The organism is Bacillus sp. FSL W8-0640, from assembly GCF_038007725.1.
GTDB classification, from domain to species: domain Bacteria; phylum Bacillota; class Bacilli; order Bacillales; family Bacillaceae_G; genus Bacillus_A; species Bacillus_A cereus.
In genome coordinates this window covers 4,562,091-4,577,972 of record NZ_JBBOXT010000001.1, presented here as the reverse complement: position 1 = coordinate 4,577,972, position 15,882 = coordinate 4,562,091, and the positions used below count along the sequence as shown (strand labels likewise).

The following is a 15,882-nucleotide window of genomic DNA, read 5'->3' as shown; positions in this document are numbered from 1 at the left end:
GAGGTTCCAGTATGTTATTTAAACTTTCCATGTCGGGGCTGAAAAGTAAGCTGAAAGATTATATCGTCTTACTTGTCGGTCTTGTCATGTCGATTTCAATTTTTTACATGTTCCAAACGTTAGCACTGAATAAAGCATTTTTAGAATCTAATTCAGTGATTAAATCTATTGGATTCGTATTCCAAGCAGGATCATTTTTATTAGCAATTATAACGTTCTTCTACATTTTATATGCAAACTCTTTCTTATTATCTCTTCGTCAAAAAGAGTTCGGTATGTATATGATGTTAGGTGCGAAAAAACATAAAGTTACATTACTTATGTTTATTGAAACAATCGTATTAGGTGCTGCGTCTCTTGCAATCGGGATTGCAGTTGGAGTAGGACTTGCAGAAGGTATTGGACAGTTATTAATGAAACAGCTTGAATTTGCTGGTGAAGGGTATAAAGCATTTTATCTACCATCTATGACTGTTACTTGCATCTTCTTCTTTGCACTATTTGTATTATCAGCAATTATGAACAGTATTAAATTGTCACGTATTTCTGTATTGCAACTAGTACATGCAGATGCACAAACAGAGCGTGTTGCAGTAAAAGGTAAAAAGACAGTTGTAGTGGCATTCCTTGCTGTTATTTTATTAGGTATAGGTTATGCATCTATGATCTATATGGAAAAACTAAAAGAGATGGGAATCCTTATTGCATTAATTACAACGACAGCTGGTACTTACATGCTATTTGGCTCACTTCTTCCAGTCATTATTAAAAAGTTAAAAAGTAATAAAAAGCGTAGTGAAAAAGGACTTAATGCTTTTACATTTGCACAATTAAACTTCCGAATTAATAGTTTAACAAAAGTACTTGCAACAGTGGCAATGTTAGTTGCACTTGGAGCTGGTGCAATTTCAGGTGGTATGGCATTTAAAAATAACGTTATAAAAATGGTAGATGGTTTAGTAATATATGATTCAGTAGTTCATAATCCAACAGCTGAAGAAAAGAAAATTTTAGATGGTATTACATTTAAAGAGAAAAGCGAATATCGTTACAAAGTTGATGATAAATACGTTTACTATGTAAAAGAAGATTTAGAGAAAAATCGTCCTTTCGTAAAAGATATGGCAAAGATGAAGTCTATGAAGGATTTAGTAAATACGAAAAAAGTTTCAGAGGAACTACCGGTAGGTGCAGTTTCTAGAGAGATGAATCAAAAAGATGCGAATACTAAAGAACTTTCAGCGGAATGGACAGATGCTTTTAGTACAATCCATCCATATTATTTATACAATGATCATGCAATTAAAATTGTAGATCAAAAAATGTATGATGGGATAAATGGTAAAGAAGGTATAGCATTTATCGGAAAAACAGATGATTTTTTAACATATAAAAAAGAATGGAAAAAACTTGACGAGTTGCAGCTAGATAAATATAAAAATGTAAAAGCTGAACAAATGGATAGTAAATATCAAGCTTATAGTGGGTTCTATGGCATTGCGACTGGAACAGTATTTATGGGATTCTTCCTTGGAATTGCGTTCTTAGCAATGATGGCAAGCTGTCTTATGTTTAAAATTCTTTCTGGTGCATCAAAAGATATTACGCGTTATCAAATGCTTCGTAAAATCGGTGTGCGCCGTGAGTTATTAACGAAATCGATTTATAAAGAGCTATTCTTAGTATTCTTATTCCCAGCAATTGTGGGTATCGCTCACGTATTAGTTGGTATGAATATTTTCGGATTTATTTTAATCGATCCGTACTTCCGTATTTGGATACCAATCGTAATTTTCGTAGTTATTTATGCGATTTATTACTTCATTACAGTTCAATTGTATAAAGGAATTGTTCTTCCGAAAGAAGATTAATAATAAAAACCGAGCAAAAACGCTCGGTTTTTATTATTTTCAGAAAAAACACTTTAATGTTACTGAAATGTATAATATAATGTAAGTAAGTAACGTAATATAAAAGTAGAAGTAGCTGTATAAGGAAAGGAGGAATCCAATCTGTAGAAAGAAGCTGAACTTTTATCCCCACATTTTTTTACCGCAACGTATTTATACAATCGTAAGTTTCCACATTGAAAGTTTTCAGAACCACCTGAGTATATTGTGAAAATAATGGATAACACATGGAAATCTCATAGCATGATAAGGTAAAATGGACAACATAATGAGAAAATTACCGTTCATAAGATGAGGAGAATACATGTATGGAAGTTGTAGAGGCATTAAAAGATATAAGCCAAATTGAGGCTATGAAAAAATATTTAAAAGAGCACTCCCAGCGAGATTATCTTTTATTTGTTATTGGAATTAACACAGGATTAAAAATTACAGAACTACTTAGCATGAAATTTGAAGATGTATTAAATGAAGACGGGACTGTTAAAGAGTTTTATGCTCTTCCTGTGAAAGATGAAAAATTTAAACAAGATATTTATTTAAATACAAAAGTAAAAGAAGCGCTTTTAGATTACGTACAATCTATTGGCGTTAAAAGAGAAAATTACGTATTCCAATCTAATAAAACGCCAAATTCAATTACGCGCCAACAAGCGTATCGTGTAATTCATAATGCTGCAGAAGCAGTTGGAGTTGTTGGTAAAATCGGAACGAATTCAATGCGAAAAACGTTCGGATTTCATGCGTACAAAAGAGGGATAGCGATTGCACTATTGCAAAAACATTTTCATCACGCGACTCCATCAGAGACACTAAAGTATTTAGGTATCTCAAAGGATGAGAGCTTTAAAACGGAGATTGATGTCGATTTATAAAAGCCGTAACTAAAAAATTAGGAGGCGGAAAATATGAATATTAGAGAGAGTGAACTGCCGGGTATTGGATGTAAGTTTGAAGTGATTACAAAAGGTAATGAAAAGATGGTTATCGTTATTCATGATGATGGCCGAAGAGAAATGTACCATTTTGATGCTGATCATGAAGAGAGTATTTCAAGCGTCTCTCTTCGTGATTCTGAAGCGAGACAAATTGCAGCTATATTGGGCGGAATGGTATATAGGCCACAAGCTTTAGATACGATTGAAATGGCTTTTGAGGGATTATCAATTGAGTGGTTTAAGGTGGAAAATAATGCACCAGTTGCACAAAAAACAATTGGTAGTTTACATGTTCGAAACACATATAACGTAACGATTATTGCCATTTTGAAAAAGAATATGAAGAAGTTCTTTAATCCAGGCCCAGATTCTATCATTGAAGCTGGCGATATGCTCGTATTATCAGGTGAAAGACATGAAGTGAAAAGAATTATTAATGAGTTGCTTTCAGTAGGAGGGGATTCATAATCGATGGATACTTTAATCTTTGAAGTTGGAACTGCGTTAGTATTAGTCGCTTTTGCAGCTATTCTCGCTGCAAAGTTAAAGTTCTCGATTATTCCGTTTCTTATTATACTCGGTATGCTAGTGGGGCCTCATGCCCCAGATTTAGGGCTTATCGATTTAAGATTTATTGAAAGTGGAGAAGTTATTTCCTTCCTCGGCCGTGTTGGCGTCATATTCCTCCTATTTTACTTAGGTTTAGAATTCTCAATTAAAAAATTAATTAAATCAGGAAAATCAATTGCTTTTGGGGGAACTGTTCATATATCGCTTAATTTTATATTAGGTTTACTTTACGGATATATAATGGGTTTCCCCTTATTAGAAACATTAATTATTGCTGGGATCATAACAATTTCATCGAGTGCAATTGTTGCGAAAGTAATTGTTGATTTAAGAAGATCTGGTAATAAAGAGACGGAGCTAATTTTAGGAATCATTATGTTTGATGATATTTTTTTAGCGGTATATTTATCAGTCGTTTCAGGATTAGTACTTGGAGGGGCAACATCATTTGTAGGTGCTCTTACATCTATTTTAATCGCAGTAGGTTATATGCTACTATTCTTTGTAGTTGCTAGAAAAGCTACACGGTTTTTAAATAAAATGTTAGATATTTCGTCCAATGAAATTTTTATTATTGTAATATTCGCTATTTTGTTCTTTGTAGCAGGATTTTCAGAAACGATTCATGTTGCAGAGGCAATTGGAGCATTATTACTAGGACTCGTTTTTTCTGAAACAGAGCATAGTGATCGAATTGAACAGCTTGTCGTTCCGTTTCGTGATTTCTTTGGAGCTATATTCTTTTTCAGCTTCGGTTTAAGTATAGACCCATTTTCACTTGGCGGAGCAGTGTGGTTGGCATTAGGAGCAGTTTTCATTACTCTTATCGGTAATTTTACTGCTGGAATGGTTGCGGGGCGTAAAGCTGGGTTATCGCATAAGGCTTCTACGAATATCGGTTTAACACTTGTATCACGCGGAGAATTTTCTATTATCGTCGCGAATATTGGAATTGCGGGTGGCTTAATGGCAGCGATTAAACCGTTCTCAGCTTTGTATGTTTTAATATTAGCATCGTTAGGACCTTTGTTAACGAAAGAATCTGGGAGAATATACTCGCTACTAGATAAGGTGTTTAAATGGAGTGCTAAAGAACGTGTGAAGCGAGAAAAGGAAGTTGGATAGTACAAATAAGGGTAGACTGCATGAAAATTTCATGCAGTCTACCCTTTTATATATTGTTACTGTTGTCGTTTTTTGTCGGTAAGTCGATATATTTTAATAATCGCTGATATATTTGTAGTTGCGCCGATATATTCTGATAATCGCTGATATAATCCAAGAAGCAACCAATATAAATTCATTTACCGACGAACTATTATCTGAATTTCATCAACTATTAATCAGTTGCCTTCCTATTTAAAAACGACTACAATTTTACTGTTATATATATGAACGAAAAAAATAGAATAGGAGGGGAAGCTATGCCAAGGAAAGTATGGCTATTAGTAGCTGGGATGATTATTAATGTCACGGGTGCTTCTTTTTTATGGCCTTTTAATACAATTTATTTACATGATCACTTGGGAAAATCTTTATCTGTGGCCGGAATGGTATTAATGATCAACTCGCTTACTGGTGTAATCGGAAACTTGCTCGGCGGTGTTTTATTTGATAAATGGGGCGGTTATAAATCAACTTTAGTAGGGATAGTGATTACACTTGTATCAATTTTAGGTCTTGTGTTCTTCCACGGTTGGCCGTTATATGTTGTATGGCTAGCGTTAATCGGCTTCGGTTCTGGAATGGTCTTCCCATCGATGTATGCGATGGTTGGTACGGTTTGGCCAGAAGGCGGAAGACGGGCATTTAATGCGATGTACGTTGGACAAAATGTTGGTATTGCGATTGGAACAGCATGTGGTGGATTAGTTGCATCGTATCGTTTTGATTATATTTTCTTAGCGAACTTTATTTTATACTTTGTTTTCTTCTTAATTGCTTTTATTGGATTTCGTGGTATGGAAGACAAGAAGGAGCCAGGAGTACAAAAAGAAGTGGAAATGAAAAAAGGTTGGTCACTTACACCTGGATTTAAAGCACTTCTTATCGTGTGTGTAGCATATGCTTTATGCTGGGTTACATACGTACAGTGGCAAGGAGCGATTGCAACACATATGCAAGAATTGAATATTAGCCTTCGTCACTATAGTTTATTATGGACGATAAACGGAGCAATGATTGTTTGTGCACAGCCACTTGTTAGTATGCTAATTCGCTGGATGAAGCGTTCTTTAAAACAGCAAATTATGATTGGAATCTTCATTTTTGCAGCTTCATTCATTGTGTTAAGTCAAGCGCAACAATTTACGATGTTCCTCGTTGCGATGGTAACATTAACAATAGGTGAGTTATTTGTATGGCCTGCGGTTCCAACGATTGCAAATATACTTGCACCAAAAGATAAATTAGGGTTTTATCAAGGGGTTGTAAATAGTGCGGCGACTGTAGGGAAAATGTTCGGGCCGGTCGTTGGCGGAGCAATTGTGGATTTATACAATATGGAAGTATTGTTTATAGCAATCATGGTAATGCTTGTAGTAGCGCTTATAGCAACGAGCATTTATGATAAACGAGTAAAAGTAGAAGAAACAGTTGAAGAAAAAATTGCAGTTTAGTTTGACGGAACATGTAACATGTTTTAGAATATATTTAAATAAAACAACCTTTAGAACAAGGGAGATAGCTCGGCTGTCTTAAGATGAATTCGTTAGTTATTAAGAGTAACGATTAACCGAGAAGTCCTCGCTTTAAGTAAGCTCTTAAGAGATACTAGGTGAAGGATAGTTCACGTAACTTATATGTGTAATAACAGTGAGAAGGAGTAGTAGTAATAGAAGCTGGTTTAGAGAGTTGACGGTCGGTGCAAGTCAATCCACGTTTCGTTATGAACTCGCCTTTGAGTTGCAGTTGTGAAACTAATAGTAGCAATTGCCGTTAATCCACGTTACGGATCTAAGCGAATGTATATTTGTACATTAATTTAGGGTGGTACCGCGGGAATCTATAACCTCTCGTCCCTTTTTAGGGATGAGAGGTTCTTTGTATTTTGGGCGGTGAAAATAAATAGAATTTCAAGGAGGGTATCTCATGAGCTTTAATCATCAAGAAATTGAGAAGAAGTGGCAAGGGTACTGGGAAGAGAATAAAACATTCCGTACGCCAGATGAGACAGAAAAACCAAAATTTTATGCACTAGATATGTTCCCATATCCATCAGGTGCAGGCTTACACGTAGGACATCCAGAAGGTTATACAGCGACAGATATTTTATCTCGTATGAAGCGTATGCAAGGATATAACGTTCTTCATCCAATGGGATGGGATGCATTTGGTCTTCCAGCAGAGCAATATGCACTTGATACTGGAAACAGCCCAGCTGAATTTACAGAGCATAATATTAATACGTTCCGTAACCAAATTAAATCATTAGGTTTCTCTTACGATTGGGACCGTGAAGTAAATACAACAGATCCAAACTACTATAAGTGGACGCAATGGATCTTCCTAAAACTATTTGAAAAAGGCTTAGCTTACGTTGATGAAGTACCTGTAAACTGGTGCCCAGCACTTGGTACAGTACTTGCAAACGAAGAAATCATTGACGGTAAGAGTGAGCGTGGTGGACATCCAGTTGAGCGTCGTCCGATGAGACAGTGGATGTTAAAAATTACAGCTTACGGAGATCGTCTATTAGAAGATCTAGATGAGCTTGATTGGCCTGAAAGCTTAAAAGATATGCAACGTAACTGGATCGGTCGTTCTGAAGGTGCAGAAGTACACTTCAACATCGATGGTACAGACGAGAAATTCACAGTTTTCACAACGCGCCCTGATACATTATTTGGTGCAACATACTGTGTACTAGCTCCAGAACATGCACTTGTTGCAGAAATTACAACAGCAGAACAAAAAGAAGCGGTAGAAGCTTACATTAACGCTGTAAAAATGAAGAGTGATCTAGAGCGTACAGAACTTGCGAAAGAAAAAACTGGTGTATTCACTGGTGCTTACGCAGTTAACCCAGTAAACGGTGAGAAATTACCAATCTGGATTGCTGACTATGTTCTTGCAACTTACGGAACAGGTGCTGTAATGGCAGTTCCAGCTCACGATGAGCGTGACTATGAATTCGCATCAGTATTTAATCTTCCAATGAAGGAAGTTGTAAAAGGCGGAGATATTACGAAAGAAGTGTACACAGGTGATGGTGCACACGTAAACTCAGCATTCCTTGATGGTTTAAATAAAGAAGAAGCAATCGCAAAAATGATTGAATGGCTTGAAGTAACGAGCGCAGGAAATCAAAAAGTAACGTACCGTCTACGTGACTGGTTATTCAGCCGTCAACGTTACTGGGGTGAGCCAATTCCAGTAATTCACTGGGAAGATGGTACAATGACAGCTGTGAAAGAAGAGGAATTACCATTAGTTCTTCCGAAAACAGAAAACATCCGTCCTTCAGGTACAGGTGAATCACCACTTGCTAACATTGACGAGTGGGTAAATGTTGTTGATCCTGAGACTGGTAAAAAAGGTCGTCGTGAAACAAATACAATGCCGCAATGGGCTGGTAGCTGTTGGTATTACCTACGTTACATCGATCCAAACAATAGCGAAGCACTTGTAGATCCTGAAAAAGTAAAACAATGGCTTCCAGTTGATATTTATATCGGTGGTGCAGAGCACGCTGTACTTCACTTACTATATGCTCGTTTCTGGCATAAAGTATTATACGATATCGGTGTAGTTCCAACGAAAGAACCGTTCCAACAATTATTCAACCAAGGTATGATTCTAGGTGAAAACAACGAGAAAATGAGTAAATCAAAAGGTAACGTTGTAAACCCTGATGATATCGTAGCAAGCCACGGTGCAGATACACTTCGTCTATACGAAATGTTCATGGGACCATTAGATGCTTCAATCGCTTGGTCTGAAAATGGTCTTGACGGAGCTCGTCGTTTCCTAGACCGCGTATGGCGTCTATTCGTTCAAGATAACGGTGAATTAAGTGAGAAAATTACTGACGCACCAAATAAAGAGCTTGAAAAAGCTTACCATCAAACAGTGAAGAAAGTAACAGAAGACTATGCAGAGCTTCGCTTCAACACAGCGATTTCTCAAATGATGGTATTCATCAACGATGCATACAAAGCTGAAACACTTCCAAGAGAATATGTAGAAGGTTTCGTAAAAATGATTGCACCAGTTGCACCTCATATCGGGGAAGAGCTATGGAGCAAACTTGGATACAATGAAACAATCACATATGCAAGCTGGCCAACATTTGATGAGTCTAAACTTGTAGAAGATGAAGTTGAAATCGTTGTTCAAGTTATGGGGAAAGTTCGCGCAAAACTAACAATGAGTAAAGACGCATCAAAAGAAGAAATGGAACAACTTGCACTTGAAGCAATTCAAGACCAAATTGAAGGGAAAACAGTTCGTAAAGTAATTGTTGTTCCTGGAAAACTTGTTAACGTTGTTGCAAACTAAATCATTTGAAAAAGCTCAGAGCGTTTATGTTCTGAGCTTTTTTGTATAGAAAATAATCTCAGGGTCACCTTCATCTAAGTTTTCAACTATTCCGCTACGTATAAAACCATTCGAGTTAAATACTTTCTGCATACTTTCATTCGATTCGTTCGTTGAAGAAAATATTTTTTGAGTAGGAGAATGACTTAACATATATGAGATTAACGAGCTTGCATAGCCTTGCCTTCTTTTAGTTGGTGAAACAATGATTAATGAGAGGAAAGTACAACCAAAGAAATTTGTATCGTATGTTAGAAAGCCAGAGATAGAATTTTCTTCTGTTACAATGATGCATCTGCCTTCACGGATAGTGTGCTTAATATAATTTCGTCTACTATCGTTTCCAATTACGTCAATATCTATATGGACGATTGAATCTAAATCATTGATAGAAGCCTTTGTTACATTCTTCAATATAAATACCTCCTAGAAAAAATATTCAGTTAATTAATTTTATCATGAATGAAGAAAAAGAAGCGGAATTCTAGTGCAGACAAACACCTATTCTTCTATAGGAAATATGATAAAAAAGGTAGGCTAAATTGAGTAGAAGAGGTGAAAGGAATGAAAGGGATGGACAATAATGCACCACATGGTTTCTTCGGGAGTGGATCGGATAGTTATGAACAAATGATGTTAATGGGAGGAGGACAACAAGGATACGGTGGAATTCCGAGCTGGATGGGCGGAACACCTGGAGGGTTTTCTACATCAGTAGCGGGTGTACAAACTGGAATTCCAACATTAACAGGAGGATTTCCATCATCGGTAGCCGGAGTGCAAACTGGAATCCCAACATTTGTTGGCGGAGCAGCGGGAGGAGTACCAGTAGGCGTACCAACTGCATTTCCATCTTTCGTTGGAGGAGTACAGACAGGATTTCCTGTACCGGGAGTAGGTGTTGTAGCAGGAGGAGTAGGTGGATATCCGCAAGTAGTTCACGGCTACCATGGTCATCATCACCACCATCAAGGTCAACATGGCCATCATGGACATCACCACCATCAAGGTCAACACGGCCATCATGGACATCACCACCATCAAGGTCAACACGGCCATCATGGTCATCACCACCATCAAGGTCAACACGGCCATCATGGTCATCACCATCATCAAGGTCAACATGGTCATCAGGGGCAACAAGTACATCACCACGGTCACCACCACATTCATCCGCAAGCTGTTCTTTATCAAACTCACCAAGGCCAACATGGTCACCATGGACATCACCACCAAGGCCAACATCATGGACACCAAGGCCAACATCATGGACACCAAGGTCACCACCATCACCAAGGTCATCAAGGCCAACACGGTCATCATGGGCACCAAGGCCAACATCATGGACACCAAGGTCAACATCATGGACACCAAGGTCAACAGCACCAACAGCACCAACAATATCAGCAATATCAACAACAACAATCTTCTCCTTGGACAGGTGGAATTGGAGCAGGAGGAGCAGGGGCAGCAGCAGGAGCAGCTAGTATTAGTGGAGCAGCAGGACACGCAGGGCACGTGGGTCATTAATGATTGGCAGAAAAAAAGCCATAATAAAAAACTGCTAGGAAATCCTAGCAGTTTTTTTCAGCTTCTTGACGCTGACGTTCAATTTCAGCACGAAGTTGTGGTTCCGGTGCTTGCCAGCCTTCTGGCTTTAGAATCTTACCGTCGCCTTCACGGAATCGAGGCTTCCCATCAGGGAATAGTTTTGCCATGTTGGCGTTGTTTACAATTTCGAATCCTTTATCTGGACGTACGCCCATTTCTGCAAACGTTCCGAATGCAAAGTAAATAAGGTCAATCAGTGCATCGTATTGATCTTCAACAGTCGTTGCCTCTAGAAATTCTTCTAGTTCTTCCTGCATAAAACTTGCACGGATTTTTGCACGCTCTTCTGTTAATTTTGTTGGAGTATTTGTCACAGGATGTCCGAATACTTCATGCATTTTCGCAACAAGTTCGTATCCTTTATCTAAACCTTTTTCGTTTGTCATGTTGTTTCATCCTTTCTTACGTTATGCCGAAGTTTATTGTAACATAAGGTGATTATGAAATGAAAAGAACATCTTATCGAAATAAGATGTTCGCTCGTTATTCTTCTTTTTTTATTAAAAGCGATGAAATAAGATCGATGCCAAAAATACCGACGAGTAACATTGGTATAACGACAAGTAAGTAACGTGTGAAGGAAACATTTTTTAAGTATGTATGAGCAAATAAAAAGACGCCGAGAAATAAAATACCATTTAAAATAGGCTTTACTAATTTTTTAGACATAAGCTCCCCCATAAATATCTTCTCTCTCTATTTGATAATAAAAAACTCCTCTCTCCGTTGTATCATGCTGGAGAGAGGAGTTCAATCATTTCTCATTCAATAACACCAGAATTTGTAATATTTACGATGTATTTTATATGAACCGGAACATCTTTATACATTTGTCTCCATTCTTCTAATTTGAATGGGCGATAATGTTGTTTATACTTTGCACCTAGCCCGAGAGGATCGACGCCTAAAGATTTAAATTGCTTAATTAACTTAGCAGCTTGTTTATCTAATTGTTTTTGTACATCTTTTTCAATGTTTTTTGTGTTCTTGTTATTTTCTAAGTTAATTTGTTTTGATAGTTCTTGAATACGTGCATCAAGACGAACGTGAATGAAAAAAGAAGGCTTTCCGTTTTTAATTTTTATATCGTAAGTTGGAACAGAACGAATATTATTAATCATTACGTACGCAGAATCTGTTTTAAATTCATGTGAATCTAATTTATGTTTCTCTAATAGTCCTTTAAATATGAACATATCTTTTTCCGCAATTTTACCGATATATTTATCCTTTTTAAAAAGGCCAATTCCGGTAATTTTTATTTTATCACCATGCTTCTTTAGAATGGGAATATAGTAGTCTTTTCCTTCTTGATAATAGCGAAATGCTCCTATATGTAGATTATCCGCTGGTAAAGGTCCGGTCTCCATGTTATGTTCTAGCAATTTTTTTATATAAATTGCAACGTTGTATGAAGTCGAATATTTGCCTTTTAAAAGTTCAGTACCATTCCCATCTAATAAAGCAGCATATAAAGCGTTCCCTATATTCACATCTCGGAGTAATGTATCGAATGAAGTAGACATTCCTGTTTTGGCAAGTCTTATCGTATATAGAGCGACACGCATTTGTCCACTAGCAAAAGGTTGAGAAGACTCTAAAGATGTGTCTGCTTTTACTTGTTTTACCGCATTTGCACTGCCTTCAAAAACTTGAACTTTATTTCCTTTTTTTTGAATGGGACAAACGAATGTCACTTTTACTTTATTATCTTTTGCAACGTCAAATACGGATCCTTGAATAAGTTGTACATCGTCGATAATATTTTTTTGTAAACATCCAATTAGACTGAAGAATGTTATACAAGAAATAAGTATTAATTTGCTTGTGCTTTTGATTTTTTCCATTTTCTTTTCACCCACACAATAATAAATAGGATTGGGATGTATACATAAATGAGCCAAAAACTAACCTTTGATACATTACTAATAAAGTTATTAATATCGTGTCTGTTTGTTAAAAGTTGCGAAACAATGAGAGTGATAAAGATAAAAGCAATTAAAACACCCCTTTGTTTTACACGGAATATTTCATGAGTTGCTCTCATTGACGCCCATAAAGGGAGGATAAAACTTGAAATAATAACGAGTGCATAGCCTGAAATTGCAATATATTCGAGTCTTTCTATAAATGGTAATTGAATAACTTGGGTCATAGAAAGTTGGGCCCATATCGTTTTTAACAATTGTTTTTCACTAAAAAATGCAAAGGCTAAAAGGGTGCTAAATAAATATAGAAGATTTGAAAATAGTGCTCCAAACTGAGCGTATTTATGAGATTGCATAGGCTTTTTCACAAATGGATACACCATGAGGTAAATCTCAAAACCGGTCATACTGTAGATTGACAGTTGAGCGGATTTTAAAATGTCTGAAAAAGAATGTGTGAATATAGGTAGTAAATTATCCCAATGTGAATATTTCAAAACGAATAAGCTTAGAAATAAATATCCTAATGTACCACCAACAGAGATGACGCAAATACCGGTAATTACACGAAATCCAGAAGAGATAATGTAATAGCTAACTAAGCATAAAAAGAGTGTTAACATAAAGGTAGAAGCGGTAGGAAACATCCATACTTGAATAATTTCAACATATGTTCGGATGACTGAAATACTAACGATTAAAAAATAAGCCATAAAGATGATGCTAATGCCATTTCCTAGCCATTTTCCAAATGTTTGCCGATGTAAATCAACTAAATTCCCATTTGTTTCTTTTAATAAGACATACATCATCCATATAAGAATGTGGATTAAAATTCCTGTGATTATAACTCCCATCCATCCGTCGTATCCAGCGGCCTTTGCGATGATTCGAGCGAAGCCGAGAACGCCAGCACCGAACTGTGCACCGTGAATTAAGAAGAAAACAAAGATAGGAGATATTTGATATTTTTCTTGAACTTTACTCATCGAATGCACCTCATTTCTTAATCATCAAAGTCTGATCTATGCTTTGTTGAAATTCCTTTCGCTGCTTTTTTTACATGTTGTGGCCTTGCTTGTACATCTCTTGTATCAATCATTGTTAAAGGAAAACGAATCCAAGAATCTTTAACAGATTGTTGTCTTGTTGGATAAAATAAAGCGTACGGCTTGCGTAAAGAAGTGAGTCTAAATAGATGGGTAAATAAAAAGATAAATCCAAGTGAAATCCCGAAAAGTCCTCCTATTTCTGCAAATATGAGAAACGGGAAACGTAGTAATCGAACCGCATTACCCATTTTATAAATAGGTGTAATAAAGGAAGCGAGTGCTGATAGTGCAACGATAATTAATAAAATGTTACTCGTTAAACCTGCTTGTACAGATGCTTGTCCGATTACGATACCCCCTACGATACCGAGCGTTTGACCAACTTTCATCGGTAACCTCGCGCCAGCTTCTCTCAGTAAGTCGATCGCAAGTTCTAAAAAGAGTGCTTCAATTAAAGGTGGGAATGGTACTTGTGCTCTTGATAAAATTAAGGTTTCAAGTAAATCACTTGGAATAAGTTCATAATGATAATTTAAAACTGCAACGTATAACGGTGTAGCGCAAATTGAAAATAGAACGGCAATTAATCTTAAAATCCTTGAAAATGTAGCGTACATCCAGGAGACGTTATAGTCTTCTGGTGAAATGAAAAAATCAAAATAGGATACGGGTGTTAGTAAAACACTTGGAGAACCATCAACAAAAATAGCGATTTTTCCATCAATTAGTGCTTTTGTAACTCTATCAGTACGTTCTGTATTGATATAGAGAGGGAAAATCGATTTTTCACCCATTAATTCTTGTAAATAAGCACTATCATTAATTTGATCATATTCAAGAGCGCGTAATGACTCTTCTAGAAAATCTACATTATCTTTTTCAGCAAGGTTGTCTAAATACATCATGACAACTTTTGTTTTGGAAAACTCGCCGATAATCATTTCTTTTGTTTGTAAATCTAAAACAGGAAGACGTTTTCGAACTAAATTAATGTTTGTATCAATATCCTCTACGAAACCTTCTTGCGGACCAATAACAGTTGATTCGTTTAAAGGAGGGGTTGGTGCACGATAATTATCAATTGCAATGTTTGCAAGCATACATTTTTGATCTTGCTGATTCAATTGAATAATCGCATGCCCCTTTAAAACCATATCCTCAATTTTTTGTAAGTCGTTCGTAATTGTAATGCCGCTCATCGGGATATGTTCCTTAAGCTCTTCTAGTGATGCGTTAGGTCGTTCTAAAAGAGTGGGCATTAAATACTTTTGTAATTTTTCTCCATCAAGTGAAGGGCGATAGTAAGAAATCCAATAAGGCATCGTTTCATCGTCGGATGTATGATAATTTACAAAATCACTAGACTTTTTCAGCTTCTCTATTAAATTTTGTAAAGAATGAATACGATCTTTTTCTGGTTTTGTAAAGTCATAAATACTATTACCTCCAGAGCTTTGTTGCTTACTTTGAGAAGGTTCATCTTGCTTAGTGTTTTGCTGTTTATCTTGAAACGAATCACCTTGTTTAGCACTTTGTTGTTTATCTTGAGAGGAATCATCTTGTTTAGCACTTTGTTGCCTATCTTGAGAGGAATCATCCTGTTTAGCGCTTTGTTGCTTATCTTGAGACGAATCATCTTGTTTAGCACTTTGTTGCCTATCTTGAGAGGAATCATCCTGTTTAGCGCTTTGTTGCTTATCCTGAAACGAATCACCTTGTTTAGCACTTTGTTGCCTATCTTGAGAGGAATCATCCTGTTTAGCGTTTTGTTGCTTATCCTGAGAAGGGTCATTTTGTTTAGCACTTTGCTGCTTATCTTGAGAGGAATCATCCTGTTTAGCGTTTTGTTGCTTATCCTGAGAAGGGTCATCTTGTTTAGCACTTTGCTGCTTATCCTGAGACGAATCATCTTGTTTAGCGTTTTGTTGCTTATCCTGAGACGAATCACCTTGTTTAGCGTTTTGTTGCTTATCCTGAGAGGAATCATCTTGTTTAGCGTTTTGTTGCTTATCCTGAGAGGAATCCTCTTGTTTAGCACTTTGTTGCTTATTCTGAGAAGAATCTTTTTGCTCGTTATTTTTACCTTTATTATGTTTCATACTTCTAGTCTGTTCTTTGTTATCATCCTCTTGATTGTTAGAATGCTGCTCCTGATTATCTGTTTCGTTTGCTTCTGGTTTATTTGATTTTTTTTTCTTACGTAACCAATTCCAAATCATATGTACGCCCTCTTTAATCTTGTAATATAGTGCTATTTTGTGGCTAATTTTGTATATTATTCATTTATTTATGAAAAGAAGAAGGAGATTAGTTTGCATAGAAAAAAAACTTTAGT

General features: G+C 36.5%; 13 protein-coding genes and 1 other annotated feature. Of the genes, 7 read left to right on the top strand and 6 right to left on the bottom strand.

What is annotated here, in order from left to right:
* The first annotated feature begins 11 nt into the window (after window positions 1-11).
* From N2V80_RS23670 to leuS, 6 genes are all read left to right on the top strand, one after another.
* A complete protein-coding gene (locus N2V80_RS23670; protein WP_061654610.1) occupies window positions 12-1,871 on the top strand; it encodes an FtsX-like permease family protein in 1,860 nt (619 codons plus the stop codon).
* A gap of 347 nt (window positions 1,872-2,218) precedes the next feature.
* Window positions 2,219-2,785: a tyrosine-type recombinase/integrase gene (locus N2V80_RS23665; RefSeq protein WP_000454205.1), complete on the top strand. Its 567-nt coding sequence runs from the start codon at window positions 2,219-2,221 to the stop codon at window positions 2,783-2,785.
* Between the two features lie 33 nt (window positions 2,786-2,818).
* Window positions 2,819-3,316, top strand: a complete 498-nt coding sequence (locus N2V80_RS23660; RefSeq protein ID WP_061654609.1) for a cation:proton antiporter regulatory subunit — start codon at window positions 2,819-2,821, stop codon at window positions 3,314-3,316.
* Window positions 3,317-3,319: 3 nt separating this feature from the next.
* Window positions 3,320-4,543, top strand: a complete 1,224-nt coding sequence (locus N2V80_RS23655) for a cation:proton antiporter (RefSeq protein ID WP_000380174.1) — start codon at window positions 3,320-3,322, stop codon at window positions 4,541-4,543.
* 299 nt (window positions 4,544-4,842) lie between these two features.
* Complete coding sequence (locus N2V80_RS23650; protein WP_001137554.1) at window positions 4,843-6,036, top strand: MDR family MFS transporter; 1,194 nt, start codon at window positions 4,843-4,845, stop codon at window positions 6,034-6,036.
* 187 nt (window positions 6,037-6,223) lie between these two features.
* Window positions 6,224-6,443 (top strand) — a binding site (T-box leader).
* Window positions 6,444-6,508: 65 nt separating this feature from the next.
* Window positions 6,509-8,917 carry a leucine--tRNA ligase gene (leuS, locus tag N2V80_RS23645; protein ID WP_000009466.1) on the top strand — a complete coding sequence of 803 codons (2,409 nt, stop codon included), beginning with the start codon at window positions 6,509-6,511 and terminating at the stop codon, window positions 8,915-8,917.
* Window positions 8,918-8,941: 24 nt separating this feature from the next.
* On the opposite strand, the gene N2V80_RS23640 is transcribed toward leuS, so the two are convergent.
* Entirely contained in the window at window positions 8,942-9,370 is a 429-nt protein-coding gene (locus tag N2V80_RS23640) for a GNAT family N-acetyltransferase (protein WP_000800325.1), read from the bottom strand.
* A 150-nt stretch (window positions 9,371-9,520) separates the two neighbouring features.
* Between N2V80_RS23640 and N2V80_RS23635 the strand changes: the two genes are divergently transcribed.
* The gene (locus N2V80_RS23635; RefSeq protein WP_061654608.1) at window positions 9,521-10,486 is read left to right on the top strand and encodes a hypothetical protein; all 966 of its coding nucleotides are present in this window, start codon (window positions 9,521-9,523) and stop codon (window positions 10,484-10,486) included.
* A gap of 44 nt (window positions 10,487-10,530) precedes the next feature.
* On the opposite strand, the gene N2V80_RS23630 is transcribed toward N2V80_RS23635, so the two are convergent.
* From N2V80_RS23630 to N2V80_RS23610, 5 genes are all read right to left on the bottom strand, one after another.
* Entirely contained in the window at window positions 10,531-10,953 is a 423-nt protein-coding gene (locus N2V80_RS23630) for a hypothetical protein (RefSeq protein ID WP_000180554.1), read from the bottom strand.
* A 97-nt stretch (window positions 10,954-11,050) separates the two neighbouring features.
* A complete protein-coding gene (locus N2V80_RS23625; RefSeq protein WP_000038781.1) occupies window positions 11,051-11,236 on the bottom strand; it encodes a hypothetical protein in 186 nt (61 codons plus the stop codon).
* 92 nt (window positions 11,237-11,328) lie between these two features.
* Entirely contained in the window at window positions 11,329-12,414 is a 1,086-nt protein-coding gene (gene gerHC / locus N2V80_RS23620) for a spore germination protein GerHC (RefSeq protein ID WP_061654607.1), read from the bottom strand.
* Entirely contained in the window at window positions 12,384-13,484 is a 1,101-nt protein-coding gene (locus N2V80_RS23615) for a spore germination protein (RefSeq protein WP_000049056.1), read from the bottom strand. The genes gerHC and N2V80_RS23615 overlap by 31 nt, the downstream gene beginning before the upstream one ends.
* A 17-nt stretch (window positions 13,485-13,501) precedes the next feature.
* Window positions 13,502-15,766 (bottom strand): spore germination protein, encoded by a 2,265-nt coding sequence (locus tag N2V80_RS23610; protein ID WP_080450823.1) that lies wholly within the window; start codon window positions 15,764-15,766, stop codon window positions 13,502-13,504.
* Between the last annotated feature and the right edge of the window lie 116 nt (window positions 15,767-15,882).

What these genes read in the sequence shown, in the direction of transcription:
- N2V80_RS23670 (WP_061654610.1), top strand. Translation starts at nt 12, where the DNA reads ATGTTATTTAAACTTTCCATGTCGGGGCTGAAAAGTAAGCTGAAAGAT.
- N2V80_RS23665 (WP_000454205.1), top strand. Translation starts at nt 2,219, where the DNA reads ATGGAAGTTGTAGAGGCATTAAAAGATATAAGCCAAATTGAGGCTATG.
- N2V80_RS23660 (WP_061654609.1), top strand. Translation starts at nt 2,819, where the DNA reads ATGAATATTAGAGAGAGTGAACTGCCGGGTATTGGATGTAAGTTTGAA.
- N2V80_RS23655 (WP_000380174.1), top strand. Translation starts at nt 3,320, where the DNA reads ATGGATACTTTAATCTTTGAAGTTGGAACTGCGTTAGTATTAGTCGCT.
- N2V80_RS23650 (WP_001137554.1), top strand. Translation starts at nt 4,843, where the DNA reads ATGCCAAGGAAAGTATGGCTATTAGTAGCTGGGATGATTATTAATGTC.
- leuS (WP_000009466.1), top strand. Translation starts at nt 6,509, where the DNA reads ATGAGCTTTAATCATCAAGAAATTGAGAAGAAGTGGCAAGGGTACTGG.
- N2V80_RS23635 (WP_061654608.1), top strand. Translation starts at nt 9,521, where the DNA reads ATGAAAGGGATGGACAATAATGCACCACATGGTTTCTTCGGGAGTGGA.
- N2V80_RS23630 (WP_000180554.1), bottom strand. Translation starts at nt 10,953, where the DNA reads ATGACAAACGAAAAAGGTTTAGATAAAGGATACGAACTTGTTGCGAAA.
- N2V80_RS23625 (WP_000038781.1), bottom strand. Translation starts at nt 11,236, where the DNA reads ATGTCTAAAAAATTAGTAAAGCCTATTTTAAATGGTATTTTATTTCTC.
- gerHC (WP_061654607.1), bottom strand. Translation starts at nt 12,414, where the DNA reads ATGGAAAAAATCAAAAGCACAAGCAAATTAATACTTATTTCTTGTATA.
- N2V80_RS23615 (WP_000049056.1), bottom strand. Translation starts at nt 13,484, where the DNA reads ATGAGTAAAGTTCAAGAAAAATATCAAATATCTCCTATCTTTGTTTTC.
- N2V80_RS23610 (WP_080450823.1), bottom strand. Translation starts at nt 15,766, where the DNA reads ATGATTTGGAATTGGTTACGTAAGAAAAAAAAATCAAATAAACCAGAA.